15 protein-coding genes and 2 pseudogenes are annotated in these 16,687 nt (G+C 65.7%); 14 read left to right on the plus strand and 3 right to left on the minus strand.

The annotated features are described in order from the left end of the window. The first annotated feature begins 8 nt into the window (after nt 1-8). From ACWHMB_RS17660 to ACWHMB_RS17695, 8 genes and pseudogenes are all read left to right on the plus strand, one after another. The gene (locus tag ACWHMB_RS17660; RefSeq protein WP_003050133.1) at nt 9-407 is read left to right on the plus strand and encodes a TIGR03750 family conjugal transfer protein; all 399 of its coding nucleotides are present in this window, start codon (nt 9-11) and stop codon (nt 405-407) included. Next, on the plus strand, nt 404-1,096 hold the full coding sequence (locus ACWHMB_RS17665) for a PFL_4703 family integrating conjugative element protein (RefSeq protein ID WP_003090182.1): 693 nt from the start codon (nt 404-406) through the stop codon (nt 1,094-1,096). The genes ACWHMB_RS17660 and ACWHMB_RS17665 overlap by 4 nt, the downstream gene beginning before the upstream one ends. Further along, nucleotides 1,093-2,004, plus strand: coding sequence for a TIGR03749 family integrating conjugative element protein (locus tag ACWHMB_RS17670; RefSeq protein WP_049271523.1), 912 nt, complete (start codon nt 1,093-1,095; stop codon nt 2,002-2,004). The genes ACWHMB_RS17665 and ACWHMB_RS17670 overlap by 4 nt, the downstream gene beginning before the upstream one ends. Continuing rightward, a complete protein-coding gene (locus tag ACWHMB_RS17675; RefSeq protein ID WP_377483502.1) occupies nt 1,994-3,424 on the plus strand; it encodes a TIGR03752 family integrating conjugative element protein in 1,431 nt (476 codons plus the stop codon). The genes ACWHMB_RS17670 and ACWHMB_RS17675 overlap by 11 nt, the downstream gene beginning before the upstream one ends. Continuing rightward, nucleotides 3,405-3,860: a TIGR03751 family conjugal transfer lipoprotein gene (locus ACWHMB_RS17680; RefSeq protein WP_003090198.1), complete on the plus strand. Its 456-nt coding sequence runs from the start codon at nt 3,405-3,407 to the stop codon at nt 3,858-3,860. Before ACWHMB_RS17675 ends, ACWHMB_RS17680 begins: the two co-directional genes overlap by 20 nt. Next, nucleotides 3,860-6,751 carry a conjugative transfer ATPase gene (locus ACWHMB_RS17685; protein WP_058133676.1) on the plus strand — a complete coding sequence of 964 codons (2,892 nt, stop codon included), beginning with the start codon at nt 3,860-3,862 and terminating at the stop codon, nt 6,749-6,751. The genes ACWHMB_RS17680 and ACWHMB_RS17685 overlap by 1 nt, the downstream gene beginning before the upstream one ends. 24 nt (nt 6,752-6,775) lie before the next feature. Beyond that, nucleotides 6,776-7,540, plus strand: coding sequence for a DsbA family protein (locus ACWHMB_RS17690; RefSeq protein ID WP_023098544.1), 765 nt, complete (start codon nt 6,776-6,778; stop codon nt 7,538-7,540). A 175-nt stretch (nt 7,541-7,715) separates the two neighbouring features. Continuing rightward, nucleotides 7,716-8,054 (plus strand): annotated as a pseudogene (locus ACWHMB_RS17695) (JAB domain-containing protein); the annotation flags it as partial. Between the two features lie 203 nt (nt 8,055-8,257). Here the strand turns inward: ACWHMB_RS17695 and ACWHMB_RS17700 are convergent. Genes ACWHMB_RS17700 through ACWHMB_RS17710 form a run of 3 tightly spaced genes read right to left on the minus strand, consistent with a single transcriptional unit; the run spans nt 8,258 to nt 11,513 of the window. Continuing rightward, the gene (locus ACWHMB_RS17700) at nt 8,258-9,268 is read right to left on the minus strand and encodes a tyrosine-type recombinase/integrase (protein WP_012248435.1); all 1,011 of its coding nucleotides are present in this window, start codon (nt 9,266-9,268) and stop codon (nt 8,258-8,260) included. Beyond that, on the minus strand, nt 9,265-10,257 hold the full coding sequence (locus ACWHMB_RS17705; RefSeq protein WP_175202443.1) for a tyrosine-type recombinase/integrase: 993 nt from the start codon (nt 10,255-10,257) through the stop codon (nt 9,265-9,267). Before ACWHMB_RS17705 ends, ACWHMB_RS17700 begins: the two co-directional genes overlap by 4 nt. Next, nucleotides 10,254-11,513 (minus strand): tyrosine-type recombinase/integrase, encoded by a 1,260-nt coding sequence (locus tag ACWHMB_RS17710; RefSeq protein WP_012248433.1) that lies wholly within the window; start codon nt 11,511-11,513, stop codon nt 10,254-10,256. The genes ACWHMB_RS17705 and ACWHMB_RS17710 overlap by 4 nt, the downstream gene beginning before the upstream one ends. A 139-nt stretch (nt 11,514-11,652) precedes the next feature. On the opposite strand from ACWHMB_RS17710, the pseudogene ACWHMB_RS17715 reads away from it, so the two are divergent. The 6 genes and pseudogenes from ACWHMB_RS17715 to ACWHMB_RS17740 form a co-directional block, all read left to right on the plus strand. Beyond that, nucleotides 11,653-11,814: pseudogene (locus ACWHMB_RS17715) on the plus strand (JAB domain-containing protein); the annotation flags it as partial. 162 nt (nt 11,815-11,976) lie between these two features. Then, the gene (locus ACWHMB_RS17720) at nt 11,977-12,423 is read left to right on the plus strand and encodes a TIGR03757 family integrating conjugative element protein (protein WP_008266034.1); all 447 of its coding nucleotides are present in this window, start codon (nt 11,977-11,979) and stop codon (nt 12,421-12,423) included. After that, the gene (locus ACWHMB_RS17725; RefSeq protein WP_012205991.1) at nt 12,420-13,367 is read left to right on the plus strand and encodes a TIGR03756 family integrating conjugative element protein; all 948 of its coding nucleotides are present in this window, start codon (nt 12,420-12,422) and stop codon (nt 13,365-13,367) included. The genes ACWHMB_RS17720 and ACWHMB_RS17725 overlap by 4 nt, the downstream gene beginning before the upstream one ends. Nucleotides 13,368-13,377: 10 nt before the next feature. Then, a complete protein-coding gene (locus ACWHMB_RS17730) occupies nt 13,378-14,784 on the plus strand; it encodes an integrating conjugative element protein (RefSeq protein ID WP_008266424.1) in 1,407 nt (468 codons plus the stop codon). Further along, nucleotides 14,781-15,152: a hypothetical protein gene (locus ACWHMB_RS17735; protein ID WP_014596088.1), complete on the plus strand. Its 372-nt coding sequence runs from the start codon at nt 14,781-14,783 to the stop codon at nt 15,150-15,152. Before ACWHMB_RS17730 ends, ACWHMB_RS17735 begins: the two co-directional genes overlap by 4 nt. Before the next feature lie 12 nt (nt 15,153-15,164). Beyond that, nucleotides 15,165-16,685, plus strand: coding sequence for a conjugal transfer protein TraG N-terminal domain-containing protein (locus tag ACWHMB_RS17740; protein ID WP_293596259.1), 1,521 nt, complete (start codon nt 15,165-15,167; stop codon nt 16,683-16,685). The last annotated feature ends 2 nt before the right edge of the window (nt 16,686-16,687 follow it).

A 16,687-nucleotide genomic window follows, 5' to 3' on the forward strand; every position in this document is an offset into this window, starting at 1 on the left:
AGGCCGGTATGTCCGAGCAGCAGCACGTCCGTGCGGACGGAACGGTCACCTTCCTTCCGCACCGGCTCAACCGCCATCCCGTTGTGGTGCGCGGCCTCACCGCTGACGAACTCTGGATTTGCTGCGGCCTGTCCGGCGCCGCCGGCCTGCTGGTCGGCGCGCCGCTGTCCTGGGTGTTCCGCACGATCGCGCTGGCGCCGACGTTCGTCGTCCTGGGCGTGGCGCTCGGCGTCTTCATCGGCGGCGGCATCCTGCGCCGCCTCAAGCGTGGGCGTCCCGACACCTGGCTGTATCGGCAACTGCAATGGCGCATCGCCACGCGCCATCCGCTGATGGCAGGCTGGGTCGGTGGCCATGTGCTGATCTCGCGCTCGGGCTTCTGGTCCACCCGCAGGAGCATGCGATGAGCCGCTTCAAAAACGAGATTACCCATCTGCAGGCGCACATCAAGACCTTGCGCCTGGGCGCGGGCGCGCTGGTCGTCGTCGCCCTGGTCATGGGCGGCGGCTGGTGGAGCGCGCCGCGCGACCTGACCATCCACGTCCCGCCCGACCTGCGCTCCGGCAGTACCCGCAAGTGGTGGGAAGTGCCGCCCGAATCGGTCTATGCGTTCACGTTCTACGTGTTCCAGACCCTCAACCGCTGGCCAACCAATGGCGAAGAAGACTACTCGCGCAACCTCCACACGCTCTCGCCGTACCTCACCCCGTCCTGCCAGGCCTTCCTGCGGGCGGACTATGACTACCGCCGCTCCACGGGCGAGCTGCGTCAGCGCGTGCGCGGCATCTACGAGATTCCCGGCCGCGGCTATGGCGACGACCCCACGGCGCGCGTGCGCACCGTGTCCGATCGCGACTGGGTGGTGACGCTGGACATCACGGCGGACGAGTACTACGGCGCCGAGCAGGTCAAGCGCGCCCTGGTGCGCTATCCGATCAAGGTCACGCGGGTGGACGTCGATCCCGCCCGCAACCCGTTCGGCCTGGCGCTGGACTGCTACGACGGCGCGCCCCAGCGCATCAGTGCACCGGAGCCGACGCGCCCGGCGCCGAGTGGCCTGTCTCCGCAAGCGCCTCAAGGAGGAAACACCCCATGAAGCATCCTGTATTCGCGCTGCTGGGGCTACTGGCCGTGGCCGCGGCACCCATCGCCCATGCAGTGGAGATCCTGCGCTGGGAACGCATGCCACTGGCAGTGCCGCTGAAGGTCGGTCAGGAACGCATCGTGTTCATTGACCGGAACGTGCGCGTGGGCGTGCCCGCGGGCGTGGGCGAACGCCTGCGCGTGCAGAGTGCGGGCGGCGCGGTGTACCTGCGCGCCAGCGAGCCGATCGAGCCCACGCGGTTGCAACTGCAGGACGCCGACACGGGCGCGCTGATCCTGCTGGACATCGCAGCCGAACCACCCAAGGACGGGGAAGCCGAGCTGGAGCCGGTGCGCATCGTCGAGGGTGACAGCGCACCGGGACGCTATGGCGAGCAGGCCGACAGTGCCGAGGCCCCGGCACGCGCCCAGGGCCAGGCAGGTGCGCGGACCGCGCGGCGCGAAACCCCGGTCCCTGTCGTCCTGACGCGCTTCGCCGCGCAGCACCTCTACGCGCCGTTGCGCACCGTGGAGCCGCTGCCGGGCGTCATGCGGGTCAACCTGCCCCGCGACCTCGACCTGGACACACTGATGCCAACGCTGCCCGTGCGCGCGGTCGCGCTCGCGTCGTGGCGGCTGGAGGACCAGTGGGTCACTGCCGTGCGCCTGACCAACGGCAGCGGCGGCTGGATCACGCTCGACCCGCGCGTGCTGCAAGGCGATTTCCTCACCGCCACCTTCCAGCACGAGGCGCTGGGCCCGCGCGGCACGCCCGAGGACACGACCGTCCTGTACCTGGTCACGCGCGGCCGCGGCCTCGCGCAGTCGCTGCTGCCGGCGATTCACCGCTTCGACCCTGCCGTGCATCTGCCGCAGCCGGACGGCGACGAGAACGCCAAGGAGGCCCGCCATGCGCAGTAACGGCCTACTCAAGTGGCTGATGATCCCTGTCGCCATCCTGGTGCTGTTCGTCGGTATCCGGCTGTTCTCGGGTGGAGGCAGCACGGCGCCACCCGCGGCGGACAACGGCGCCCAGCTCACGCCCGATGAAATGAAGGCGCTGGGCATCGAGGGCGATACCCCGCGCGACACCGTGGCAACGCTGGTTGCGCAGGTCAAGCAGTTGCGCACCGAACTTCAGACCGCGCTCTCGGACAACAAGTCGCAGCGTGAAGAGAACCAGCGACTGCGCCAGCGCGAGAACTCCATCGACCAGCGCATCAACTCGGCGCTCGAATCCGAGCGGTCCAACCTGCGCCGCGACCAAGAGCAGGCGGCCAGCGCGCGCCAGCAAACCGAAGGGCTGCTCGCCGACCTGCAGCGGCGTCTGGACAGCATCGGCGGGCGCGGCGGCGGCCATGCGGACCTGCCCGTGGGCCTGGGGCTGCAGGGCGGCGACGAGGCAGGCATGGAGGGCGGCGTGCGGTGGGTCGAGCCGGACGACGCAAAGCCCGCCGAGGGGCGCAACGGGGGGCGTGGCGCGAGCGGCGGCATGAGCTTCCCCACGAGCTTCGGCCCGGCGCAGAGCACGCTCGAAACCACCGCGGAAACCGTGGCCAACGCGGGCGCCCGCGCCGCCGGGGTCAAGAGTGCCAAGCCGGTCTATACCGTGCCGACCAACTCCACGCTCATGGGTTCGGTCGCCATGACCGCGCTGATCGGCCGCGTGCCGATCGACGGCACGGTCAACGATCCCTATCCGTTCAAAGTTCTGGTCGGGCCGGACAACCTGACCGCCAATGGCATCGACATTCCCGACGTGGCCGGCGCCGTGTTCAGCGGCACCGCCTCGGGCGACTGGACGCTGTCGTGCGTGCGCGGTCAGGTGCGCAGCATCACGTTCGTCTTCCACGACGGCACGATCCGCACGATCCCCGAAGACCGCGAGGGCAACCAGCAGGACAACCAACAGCAGAACTCTCAAAGTGGGGGCTTGGGCTGGATCAGCGATCCCCACGGCATTCCTTGCGTCAGCGGCGAGCGGCGCAGCAACGCCCAGCAATACCTCGGCTCGCAGGCCCTGATCACCGCGGCCGGTGCCGGTGTGGCCTCGCTCATCGAGAGTGACAGCGGCCGCATGTCCTATGTCGGCTCGGACGGCTCCATCGGCACCGTGGGCATCACCGGCCAGGAAGCGGTCGGCCAGATTCTCGCGGGCGGTGTCCGGGACATGTCGGCCTGGGTCAACAAGCTCTACGGCCAAGCCTTCGCCGCCGTCTATGTCCAACCCGGCGCCAAGGTTGCCGTCCACCTCGAAAAGCCGCTCGCCATCGACTTCGATCCCGAAGGCCGCAAGGTCGATCACCGCGCAGGAGAAAGCCATGCACTCGAACTTGACTAACCTGGCCCGTGGCCTGGCACTGGCCCTCGCCGTCGCGGTGCTTGGCGGCTGCGCCACCAGCAAGGAAAAGCTGCTGACCCACGGTGACCGCACGATGATGGACATCTGGCAGCAGGAAGCCGGCGACGGCGGTGGCGGTGGCGCAGCCGGGCGGAACGCCGGCCGCCAGCTGCTCGATGCGCGCCAGAGCCTGCGTCGGCCCCTGACCGACGCCGACGTGCAGGCCGCACCTGTTGAGCAGATGCGCTACACGCGCACCGCGCGCAATGAGGTCCACCGCCAGTTCCAGCGTCTGCCCAATCCCGATCTCGTGATGTACGTGTACCCGCACCTGGCCGGCACCGACCCCGTTCCCGTGCCGGGCTACACGACGGTTTTCCCCTTGTACCAGCGCGTGCAGTACGCGATGCCTGGCGAGAGGACGGAGGACTACTGATGCGGTGGAAACTTCCATGGCCGAAGCTGGCTGCCGTCAGCGCCGAAGACACCGCCGCCGACGAGCAGCCGGACGGCTGGCAGCGCCACGTCGAGGCCTTGCAGCAAGCCGGCATCCCCGAACCCGGCGCCGCGGTCCAGGGCCGCAAGCCGGCGACCGTGGCCGACGAGCAGGCGCTGTACGACGTCGCACCGTCCTTCGTGGAACTGCTGCCCTGGGTGGAGTTCTTGCCCGAGTCGAAATCGATGCTCCTGGAGGACGGCCAATCGGTGGCCGCCTTCTACGAGCTGGTGCCGCTGGGCACCGAAGGCCGGGAACCCGGCTGGCTCGCGCATGCCCGCGACGCCCTGGAAAACGCGCTTCAGGACAGCTTCGATGAACTGGACGAGAACCCGTGGGTGCTCCAGCTCTATGCCCAGGACGAACCGAGCTTCGACCAGTACATGCAGACCTTGCGCGATTACGTGCAGCCACGTGCGCGCGGCTCGGCGTTCACCGAGTTCTACCTGCGCTTCTTCGGCCACCACCTGCGCGCTGTGGCCAAGCCCGGCGGCCTGTTCGAGGACACGGTGGTCACGCGGCTGCGCTGGCGCGGCCAGACGCGGCGCGTGCGCATGGTGGTGTACCGCCGCGCGAGCGGACAGGGACAGGCAAACCGCCGCGGCCAGACACCCGAGCAGATGCTGGGCATCGTCTGCGACCGCCTGTGCGGCGGCCTGGCGAACGCCGGCATCCAGGCCCGGCGCATGGTCGCGGCCGACGTCCACGACTGGCTGCTGCGGTGGTTCAACCCGCGCCCCACGCTGCTCGGGCCTGGGGTGGAGGACCGGGAGCGCTTCTACGCGTTGGCGCGCTATCCGGACAGTACCGAGGAAAGCGAGGCCGGCGAGATCGAGCTGGCGAGCGGGCGGGATTTCAGCCAGCGGCTGTTCTTTGGGCAGCCGCGCTCGGACGTGGCGCAAGGGGCCTGGTACTTCGACGGCATGCCGCACCGCGTGCTGATCACCGACCGGCTGCGCATGCCGCCCGGCACCGGGCACCTGACCGGCGAGACCCGCAAGGGGGACGCGATCAACACGCTGTTCGACCAGATGCCCGAGGACACCTTGATGTGTCTCACCATGGTGGCCACGCCGCAGGACGTCCTCGAATCGGACCTCAACCATCTGGCGAAGAAAGCTGTGGGCGAGACGCTGGCGTCGGAGCAGACGCTCAAGGACGTGCATGAAGCCCGCTCCCTGATCGGCAGCGCGCACAAGCTCTACCGGGGCACTCTGGCGTTCTACCTACGCGGGCGCGACGAGGCGGAACTGGATCGGCGCGGCCTGGACCTCGCGAACGTGATGCTCAACGCCGGCCTGCAGCCGGTGCGCGAGGACGACGAGGTGGCGCCGCTCAACAGCTACCTGCGCTGGCTGCCGTGCTGCTACAACCCCGGCAAGGACCGGCGCCGGTGGTACACGCAACTGATGTTCGCCCAGCACGCGGCGAACCTGTCGCCAGTATGGGGCCGCGCCCAGGGCACGGGGCATCCCGGCATCACGATGTTCAATCGCGGCGGCGGCCCGATTACGTTCGACCCCTTGAACAGGTTGGATCGGCAGATGAATGCCCATCTGTTTCTATTTGGCCCCACCGGCTCGGGGAAGTCCGCCACGCTCAACAACCTGCTGAACCAGGTGACGGCCATCTACCGGCCGCGGCTTTTCATCGTGGAAGCCGGCAACAGCTTCGGCCTGTTCAGCGACTTCGCGCGGCGCCTGGGCCTGACCGTGAACCGGGTCAAGCTGGCCCCCGGATCGGGCATCAGCCTGGCGCCGTTCGCCGACGCACGCCGGCTGATCGAAACGCCCAGCGACGTGCAGACGCTCGATGCCGATGCCCTGGACGAAGACCTGCCACCGGATGCCTCGGCCATGGAGGCGGATGAGCAGCGCGACGTGCTCGGCGAACTGGAGATCACGGCACGGCTGATGATCACGGGCGGCGAAGACAAGGAAGAAGCGCGGATGACGCGGGCCGACCGCTCGCTGATCCGCCAGTGCATCCTCGACGCCGCCGAACATTGCGTGGCGGAGAAGCGCACCGTGCTCACGCGCGATGTGCGCAATGCACTGCGCACCCGTGGCCAGGACCCGACGTTGCCCGAGATGCGCCGTGCGCGGCTGCTGGAGATGGCGGACGCGATGGACATGTTCTGCCAAGGCACGGACGGCGAGATGTTCGACCGCGACGGCACGCCGTGGCCCGAGGCCGACATCACGCTGGTCGATCTGGCGACCTATGCCCGCGAGGGCTACAACGCGCAGCTCTCCATCGCCTACATCAGCCTGATCAGCACGGTGAACAACATCGCCGAGCGCGACCAGTACCTGGGACGGCCGATCGTCAACGTGACCGACGAAGGTCACATCATCACCAAGAACCCGCTGCTCGCGCCCTATGTCGTGAAAATTACAAAAATGTGGCGCAAGTTGGGCGCCTGGTTCTGGCTGGCGACGCAGAACATCGACGACCTGCCACGTGCAGCGGAGCCGATGCTCAACATGATCGAGTGGTGGGTGTGCCTGTCGATGCCGCCGGACGAGGTGGAGAAGATCGCGCGCTTCCGCGAACTCTCGCCGGCGCAGAAGGCGCTGATGCTCTCCGCACGCAAGGAAGCGGGCAAGTTCACCGAGGGCGTCATCCTCTCCAAGAGCATGGAAGTGCTGTTCCGCGCCGTGCCGCCAAGTCTCTACCTCGCGCTCGCGCAAACCGAGCCCGAGGAGAAGGCAGAACGCTACCAACTCATGCAGCAGCACGGCGTCAGCGAGCTGGATGCCGCCTTCAAGGTGGCTGAGAAGATCGACCGGGCACGTGGCATCGAGTCGCCGACCCTGGACCTGCCCTGAATCTGCCGTACACCGGAGAACGCCATGGAACAGAAACGTCCTTCCATTCCGATGCAGGTGCAGGCGTTCCGCCGTCGGCACTGGCGGCCCAGCTGGCCTTGGACAGTGGCCGCAGCGCTGGTTGCACTGCTGCTGATCTGGCTCGTGTCCCGTTGGCCCGGGCAGTCCACGCCTCAGACTTCAGCGCCAGTCAGCGAGACGCAGGTGGCTGGGCCTCCGTGGCAGATGGGCAATCCGGAAGGACGCTTCACGCTGACGCTCTACGCGGACCTCGAATGCCCGTTCTGCCGGTCCTATTTCCCAGTGCTCAAGCGTTGGGTGGCCGGCAATGCGGACGTGGCCTTGCAATGGCATCACCTCCCGTTGGCAGCGCATGAGCCGGCCGCGTCCGCGGAAGCGCGCCTGGCGGAATGCGCGGGCCAAGCCAGCGGTCATGCCGCCTTCTGGCAGGCCGTCGAGTGGGTATATGCCCACACGCGCAGCGACGGTCAGGGCTTGCCCGAGGACCTGCGCTACCCCGACCTGACGCCACCCATCGAGCAGTGCATCGCGAGCGAGCGGCCCGACGCGGCGATTCGCGCCCAAACTGCGGAAGCCACGAACAGCGGCGTGACCGCCACGCCGTCGCTGCGGCTACACGATCGCGAAACCGGCAAGGCTATCCTGCTGCAGGGTCCGATCGAGGGCGATGCCTTGCTGTCGGCCATGGACATGCTCGCGGCCCGCGATCCCGCCGCCACACCTACATCGGAAATGCCTGCCGACGTCGTCGGCGACATGCCCAGGTAGCCCCGGTCTTCAAGGCTACGGCGCAGTCCGCTGCGCTGACCGCAACCCGTTCGCCTCGCATCCTGGCCGCGAACGATCACCGCTCCCGCGGTGATGGATGCACCTTGTTCGTTCCCCAGGAGGGCTTGCCCTCCCCGGGCGCGCGCCCTCCGATCTCACCATTTGGAGGTTCGCCATGTCTTTCGTCGTCAATGACTCCTGCCTGGAGTCGCTTTCCGCCATCGCTGCCCAGCACGAGGACTGGATCATCCAGCAAGCCATTGCACTGCTGGAGAAGCGGGTTTTCAAAGCGGGTCCGAAACTCCTCGACCCCACGGCCGTGCGCGACTACCTGCACGTGAAGCTGGTGGCCGAGCCCAACGAAATATTCGTCGCTGTATTCCTTGACAGCATGCATCAGGTGCTGGCCTACGAGCCGTTGTTCAGGGGCACGATCAACTCGACTTCGGTCTATCCGCGTGTCGTCGTACAGCGTGTGCTGGAATTGAATGCCGCTGCGGTGGTCTTTTCGCATTTTGTGGCGCGCCACAAAATGCACCTTTTGTGCCCTGTTTTCTTATGTGCCATCGAGGATTGATCTCGGCGCACGTGAGCGGTTTCCGACGGGCGGATGGGCACAAAACGGTAGACAAGCGGAATCGTTGCATACCAGAGGTCTTGGCGGATGGGTGATTGTCTTGAAGCTGGACGGCCAACAAGACCGTCCAGTGATTGGTGCTACAAGGACGACAGCCAGGCCAGCATGGCAGCATCGTCGCGCCACGCGGATTTGCGCGTTGGCGCCACCGCGACGGGCTCGCAAAGCTTCAGGGCCTCGGCCTTCATGCGGATGGTGATCTCGGCATAACGATTGGTCGTCTCCAGGTTGACGTGCCCCAACCAGCCTCGAATGACGTTGACCTCCACACCCGATTCGAGAAGATGGACCGCCGTGGTGTGCCGAAATACATGAGGAGTCACGTGGGTGGGTGACGATGCTGTGACGGAAGCTTCCCAGAGCTTGGCGTAGTGGCGGATGCGCTTGTAGATGCCGAAGCGGGTCATCCCCTCTTGAGCCACTCCGACGAACACCGGAGCATCCGGTGGCAAACGCTCGGGCCGTTCATCCAGCATGCTCTGCAAGGCCTTGGCGGTCTGGCTCCAGAGGGGGCAAGTTCGCCACTTCGATCCTTTGCCCAGCAATCTGACGCGGGCAGGCGACTGCAAATCAAGTTGCCCCACCTTCAGCTGTGCAACCTCCGAGACGCGCGCGCCGGTGTTGTACAGCAGCATAAGAAGCGCGCGATCCCGCTGCGAAAGACGATCGTGGGCCGGAATGAGGGCAAACATCGCCTCGACCTCATCGCGCGCGAGAAACTTCATCTCTGGCAGTGGACAGCGCTTCATCGGGATGGCAGCAACCTTGGCGCTGGCTGGCAACATCTCGGGGGTCGTCCGGCCGAGATACTCGTAGAACATGTGCAGGGCGGTCAGGCGCTGATTGCGGGTGCTGATGGCGTTGCCCCGTTTAACCTCCATGTTGTTCAGGAAGTCCTGCACAGCGGCGTAGCCCAAGTGCTCGAACGCCAGTTCGCTGACCCCGATCCGGTTGGCATCGGCGACGAAGATCAGGAACAGGCGCAGGCTGTCCCGATAGCTGCGGATCGTGCTGGACTGCAAGCCCTTGTGGCGAGGCAGATACTCCAAGAAGTAGCGATGGATGGCCGACGGAAGACCCTGCTGTTTCATGATTCGCCTCCACCGGAGAGCATCGGGACGAAGGACTCGAAGCGCTGATTGGCGGCATCGAGAAGCTCGCTGGTAATGGTGAGATACACCGCAGTGCTACTGGGGTTGAGGTGTCCCAGGAACGTGGACAGGTGATGGAGTCGGTCTGTCGGTGCTATTCCCTGGCGATACCAGTTCAGCAAGGTGCGCACCGCGAACGAGTGCCGCAGGCAATGAACGTGAGGACCAAAGACACCGGGCGGGGTCACCAGGGCGAGCTGAGGCAGCAAGTCATCGCGGAAGGTGTTGCGGATGCTGTTCGTGCTGATCGGCGTGCTGCCGTTCCAGGAAAACAGGTAGTGGGCGCCCGCGCAGGCGTAGCCTCGTTGCTCGCGTTGGGCTTGGTAGCCACGCAGCCTGGCCGCCAGCTTGGGGCCAAAGGGCACCAGCCGATCCTTGCCGAACTTGGTGTTGCGGATCTCCAGCACTTCTCGCACCAGGTCCACGTCACCCCATTGGAGGCGAGCGACTTCACCCACCCGCAGGCCAAGACCCGCGAGCAGTGCAAGGATCATCTCGTAGCTGGCACCCCGCAGTTGAGCGCGTGAGTTGTCTGGCAACGCTCTGGCCGAGATCAGCAAGCGCCGGATGGTGTCGTCTGAAAACAGGAAGGGAAGCCGGCGAGCTGTCTGAGGTTGAGCCCTGGCCGTCAACGGGGAGCCCACCAGAACCTGCTGACCGACCATCCACTCGAACAGCCGTCGGACATCTCCGAGCAGGTTGTTGTAGCTGCGAGGGTTGGTGCGATGGCGGGAATCCAGAAATGCCTGCAAGCACTCTCCATCGATCGCCTCGATGCATTCGACACCGCGGTCATCGAGAAATCGGTCGAGCAGTCGCAATTGACGATCCTCGCAGGCGAACTTGCATCCCATGGCGCGCTTGGCGCGCAGGTACTGTTCGATGTGAGGAGCCAAGGCGCTGTGAAAGCCGTTCCAGAGGGCGGTCATAGCACGTCCTCCCCGTGGCCAATGACCATCTCTCGCAGTTTGTGCACCGCCACCTTGCCATAGACCAGTGTGGATGCAGGATGGCGATGGCCAACGTAGTCGCCAATGACCTTGAATGGCAAGTCGGCTTCCACCAAGTGCTGAACGCAGGAGTGACGCAAGGTGTGGGAACCGGCGCGTGCTACCTGAATGCCGATGCTGCGCAGATGGCCAGCCACCATGGATGAAACCGTCCAGTGGTTCATCGGGGTATAGGGCGAGCGGACCGTGAGAAAGATTCGGCGGTCGTCTATATCGGTTCTTCGGACATGCAAATAGGCGATGATCGCTTCGCCCACCGCCGCCGAAAGCGGATAACGGGTCGAATGGCCGCCTTTGCGCATGGGAATGCCGATCTGCCCATGGGCCCAATCCAGATCGTCCAGACACAAGGCTACGATCTCCCTGGCACGCAATCCGTAGCTGGTCAGCAACGTCAGGATGGCATAGTCGCGTTTACCCAGGTCGCTGCGGCGGTCGATGCTGGCCAGCAATCGCTCGACGTCCGCCCAGCCGATGGCGCGCGGAATGGATGCCTGGCGGTAGACACGGCCGCGCGGCACACTGCGAACCAGATCGTTGGCGATGATGCCTTCACGGTGCAGATAGCGAAGGAAGACACGCAAGGCCCCCGCCGTATTGAGCATGCCGGACTTGTGCAACGTCTTCGCCCGGTCATTGATGAACTCGGTGATGCAGGCTGGAGTCAGCTTGTCCAGGGAAATACCTGCTTGTGCCAAATATGAATCGAATGGACGCAACGTGAAGGTGTAGTTGTGTATCGAGGTCTGGCGCAGACCCTTCTCCTTGAGAAGGAAGGGAAAGAAGCCAGGAACGCTGGTGGAGAACGGCATGGCCGGCCGGTTGCTTGGCCGCGTGTAGCCAGGCACGGCCAGGCTGAGCATCCGTTCCACTGGGACACGGCTTTGTGCAACGACGGCGGCCCGATCTTGCGCGCTCTTGCACCAGCGTCCGTGCCCGGCCTGCCAGTGCTCCACGAAGGCATCCACATGGTCGGGTAGATCGTCCAGACAGGTGGCACCTCGGCCAATCACGAAGTCGTTGAAGTGCCCGAGAGCGCGAACATGCTGCCGAACCGTGGAGTTGCTCGTGTGCAACTCGTCCAGAAACTGTGCATAGCGCTCAATCTGCGGCCCCAGCCACTGGGCCTTGATGCGGTCGATCGCCTTGAGCGACCGGAAATGACGTTCCAACATGACAATCACCTCTCCGAGAAAATGAAGGGGACGTCATGTTGCGCTGCGGCTGCTGTTATGTGCCCCGATTCTGACCAGAGGCCCAGGAGGTGCGCTCCTGGCCTCCAAGCACGGCACATAAGAAAACAGGGCACAAAACGCACATCAGCACCCCTCGGGCATGTCCGAGCCGTCGATCGCGGATCGCGTGCTGACCCAGCAACTGCAGGCCGCGCTGGCGCTCATCGATGTGCGGGTACTGGACCACATCATCGTCGGCCAGGGTGCCCCGTTCTCCTTTGCGGAGTCCGGCCTGCTGTAAGTGTTGCACTGCTTCGTTGATCAGCGCGGAGGCTTCGGCCTCCGCTTTTTCTTCGCGGCGACACAAGCAGGTATGCGGGGTGCCCGCGATGCGCATTGTTTGTTGGGGCGGCAGCGGGTTCGCGTTCGACTATGGCTCTGATCAACTTCCAGGGCACGCGACATGCCAGCATCTTTATTCCGCTTCGCATCCGGCTGGCGAACCCTTGGCCTGGCCGTTGCACTGCCGGCATCCTTGGCCGTTTTCAGCCCAGCCACCTTCGCCGCCGATGTGGTGGTCGTCACCGACAGCCGCCACCCGGTCAAGACCATGGGTGGCGAGCGGTTGATCGAGTTGGATGAAGGCCCGCGCATCGAAGCCGAGCTTTCCGCACAGCTGCCCGCCGATCCTGAGCAGGCCACGGCCATCGTCAAGCGCCGTCTGAACAACGGCGGTGCCGACCTCCAGCGCCGCATTGCTTCCGCATACCAGGGCGTCGCCGACGCATGGAGCCTGGGCGTCACCAGCATCCCGGCGGTCGTGGTGGATCAGCGTTACGTGGTCTATGGCGAGCCGGACGTGGCCCGTGCCGTCGCGCGCATCGAGCAACACCGGAGGCCGCAGCCATGACCCGACCCTTCGAGCGGATGCGCCGCCTGCGTGCTGGCGTGGTCTCAGTGCTGCTGCTCAGCGCCACGGGCAGCTACGCCCTCAACACCGCAACCATCGTTGGCTCAGTGGCATCGCCGGACTGCCTCGAATACCGCGTCGTCGGCATCTGCTACTGGCTCTACTGCACCTGGACGGGCTGCACGGTGCGCACATCCATCAAGGTCCGCCACTACATCCCCGATGCGGTCGTCTCCAGCTACAGCAACACCGGCGAGAACCCTTGGGTCGAAGTCCGGGCGATGAGCGCGCCCAACCCATCCGCGCAGGCCGGCGGGGACGGCACCACCAACGAAGACCACGAAAACAATCTCGCCAAGTTCAAGAACGCGGACGTCATCGGCCATCCCGGCGTCGAGGTGTTCAACCAGTTCGTCTCATCGTCGGGCTACTTCTGCGAGGGCGCGGGCACGGCGTTCATGCCGTATCTGCTCAGCACCCTGGACACACTGGCCTGGCGCTACAACGTGCCGGAGATGGCCTACCCGGAGGCACTAATTCCGGGCAGGCGCGAGGTCGGCGCGCGCACCACGATGAACCTGTGGGGCAACGTCTATCCACGCGGCGGCTTCCTGCACCAGGCCGACGACCACAAGGCCGGCGCCGTGGTGGCCCAGCGCGCCGGCGATGTCGTCACGCGCCGTGGGCAGATTCACGTCTATCAGCCGCTGCTCGCCAACTCGCGGCCCGGTTACTGGCCTGCCGGCGCGCTGATGGAAGGCGATGCCTCGACGGGCAAGTGGCAGGAACTCACGCCCGTCCTGTCCTCGTCCTGCACGGTGTTCCCGCGCAGCGGCTTCCTGACCCAGGCGCAGCAGGGCGATTACGCCTGGGCGCTGTGGCGGCCCTATGCGTGCTGCGAACGTCGCGGCCAGGTATTCCTCGGCAGCGTCGATTTCCAATGAGGGTACGGCGATGAAGCGTCCTGAACTGACAAACCTCTCCACCAAGGCGTGCCGCCTGCTGCGTCCCACGGTATTGGCTGGGCTGCTGGCTGGCGCACTCGTTCTTGGCGGCGGCCTGGCGTGGGCGCAGGCCGGATTTCAGACCGGCGGCTCCGTGATCGGCGACGAAGTGATGTATTCGATTGGCGGCGGCAGCGCGGTGTCCATGGGCCGCGCGGCCGGCATGCGCTCGATCGGCGTTGGCGTGGGCTGGAACAGCAACCTGATCTGCGGCGACATGAGCATCCAGACCACGCTGCGCAACCAGCTCAACGGCGTCACCAACGGCTTTCAGCAGATCATGAGCAACGTGATCCAGAGCGCCACCAGCGCGGTGGCATCGCTGCCTGCGCTGATCATCCAGCGCGCCGATCCCGGCCTGTACAACCTGCTGACCAACGGCGTGCTGCAGGCGCGCCTGGATTTCGACCGCTCCAAGCTGACCTGCCGTGCCATGGCCGAGAAGATGGCCGACACGGCGGGCGGACAACTCGGCTGGAGCCAGATGGCCGAAGGCATGGCACTGCGCGATGCGGTGTCGAGCACGGATGCCGTGTCGGCAATTGAACAGGCGGAGACGCGCCGCGGCAACGACGGCGTGCCTTGGGTGGGTGGTAGCAATGCGGGCGGCGCAGGCCAGTCGGCCATCCGCGTGGTCGGCGACGTCACCCGCGCAGGCTACAACCTGGTCAACGGCCGCAGCGTGACCGACACATCGTCCATCGCTGCCGCCAGTTGCGCGAGTCTGTCTTGCCAGACCTGGACCTCGCCACAGCAGGCGACCGAATGGGCCACACGGGTTCTCGGCGAACAGGTGCAGCGCACTTGCGATGCCTGCACCAAGACCGAAACGGTGCCCGGCGTCGGGCTGACGCCGCTGATCCAGGAGGAGTACGAGGCAAAGCTGGAAGCCTTGCAGGAACTGGTCTCGGGAACGCGCAACACCACCTTCGAGAACCTGCGTGCGGCTGGCAGTACCTCGCTGCCCATCACACGCGGCGTCATCGAGGCGCTGCGCGACGAGCCGGATCAAGACCTGCTGGCGCGGCGCCTGGCCTCGGAGGTCGCGCTGGCGTCGGTGCTGGAGAAGGCATTGCTGCTCCAGCGCACCCTGCTGACCGGCAAGAAGGAGCCCAACGTCGCGGCGAACCAGTTGGCGGTCGAGGCCGTGAACCACGAGAGCGACACGCTCGACCAGGAAATCCGCAACCTCAAGACCGAGCTGGAGCTGCGCCGCGAGCTGGCGAACAACTCGCCCATGGCCATCATCCAGCGCCATGGCACACGCGCGGCTGGCTCACGTGGCATCTACGAAGGCGATCCCATTCCCGACCGCCTCGACCGGCTCCAGAAGGGCAATCCGGGAGGCAACCCATGAACCCGTCGCGTGCCAGCTGGCTGCGCCCGCGCTGGCTGTTCAACCGGCGCGCGATGAAGGCGCTGCTGTGGACGGTGTTGCTCGTTGCCGCCGCTGTGGGCGCCAACATCGTCGGCATTTATCTCGTCGGCAGCGTTGCCAACTGGGAGCGGTGGCTGGCGGCCACGGCAGGCTACTTTCTAGTGTGGCGGATGTGCCTGTACGGCGCGACAGCCTACGGCTGGGTCTGGATGCGCCGCCGGCTGCTGGCGCGTGAGGCCCAACGCGGGGCTGATAGGCAGGCGCGACGGCGCCTGCTGCGCAGCGAGATCGCCGGCGTCGCCGCCATTGTGGCGCTGGAAGCCAGCCTGTTGATGCAGGCCGCTTGAAGGGGCGAGGACATGACGCTTTTCACCACCGACTACTTGGAGTACTACCTGACGCTGGTGTCGTGGATCGTCCATAACGGCATCTGGGCCCTGCTGGTGGCGAGCGGCGTATTCGCGCTGCCTTTCATTGCCATCATCGTGCAGGAATGGCTGAAGGCCCGTGCGGAGGGCGCCGACGAAGGCAACAAGGGCGTGCTCTCGGCTGCGCGCATTGAGAACCGGGTGTTCGTCGCCATCGTGGTGGTGATGTTCGCCGGCATCCCATTCATCGACGTGGATCTCAACACCATCCGCTACGACAGCTCGCGCTCGGCCCAATGCCAAGTCAGCGTGCCGCAGCCCACCGATACCGGCTGGTCGCAGTCCTTCAGCACTATCAACAACCAGTCGGCGAAGGTGCCCGTCTGGTGGGCCTTTATGCACACACTCTCGCGAGCAGTGACCGGTGCCTCTGTGGCGGCGATTCCCTGCGGCACCGACTTGCGGCAGATGCGCATGGAGATCGACGCGACGCGCATCGACGACCCGGTATTGGCTCAGGAAGTGGCGGATTTCTCGCGGGACTGCTACGGACCGGCACGCGCCAAGCTCTTCATGCAGCGCCCGGACCTCGATGAGACACAAATGCACGACGTGACCTGGATCGGCTCGCGCTTCTTCACGGACACCGGCGGCTACTACGACAGCTATCGCTCCAGCACACCACGCGATGACTGGCCCTACGACAGCAACCGTGATGCCGGGCTTGCGCAGGTGGCCAGCGGTGGCGGCTATCCGTCCTGCAGGCAGTGGTGGGCCGATGGCAGCAATGGCCTGCGCGCACGCCTGCTGGGGCAGGTAGACCCAAGCCTGCTGAATCGCCTGGCGGGCTGGGCCGGCTTTCTGAGCCGAGCCGAGGTGGACGACTCGGTAATCCGCACCATCGCCTCGCCGCGGCAGCAGAAACTGAACCAGGGCAACGTCTATACGGACTACGGCGGCCAAATCGACAAGACCCTGCCAAACATCGTGACGCGGGCCACGGGCGACGTCGGCATGGCTGTCGGCGCGATTGCCGCGTTTCCCGCCATGGACGTGGTGCGCCAAGCGCTGCCCATGGTGCTCGGCTTGCTCAAGATGGCGCTGGTCATCTGCATCCCGCTGGTGCTGGTTGTGGGCACCTATGACTTGAAGACGGTCGTTACCGTGAGCGTCGTGCAGTTCGCGCTGTTCTTCGTCGATTTCTGGTTCCAGCTCGCGCGCTGGATCGACAGCACCATCCTCGATGCGCTTTATGGCTGGGGCTTCGGCTGGAACCGGCCACACGCCAACTTCGATCCACTGGTGGGGCTGAACAACGCGTTCGGCGACATGCTCTTGATGTTCGTCGCGGGCACGATGTTCCTGGTGCTGCCAGGATTCTGGCTGGCAAGCCTGACCTGGGTTGGAATTCGGGCGGGACATGCCATTCAGGGGTTGTCGGACGGCAGCAAGAGCGCCGGCCAAGCCGGGGGCAAGGGGCCTGGGGCACTCACGGGAGGCAAGCTGAAGTAGCC

Source organism: Ottowia pentelensis (assembly GCF_964341695.1).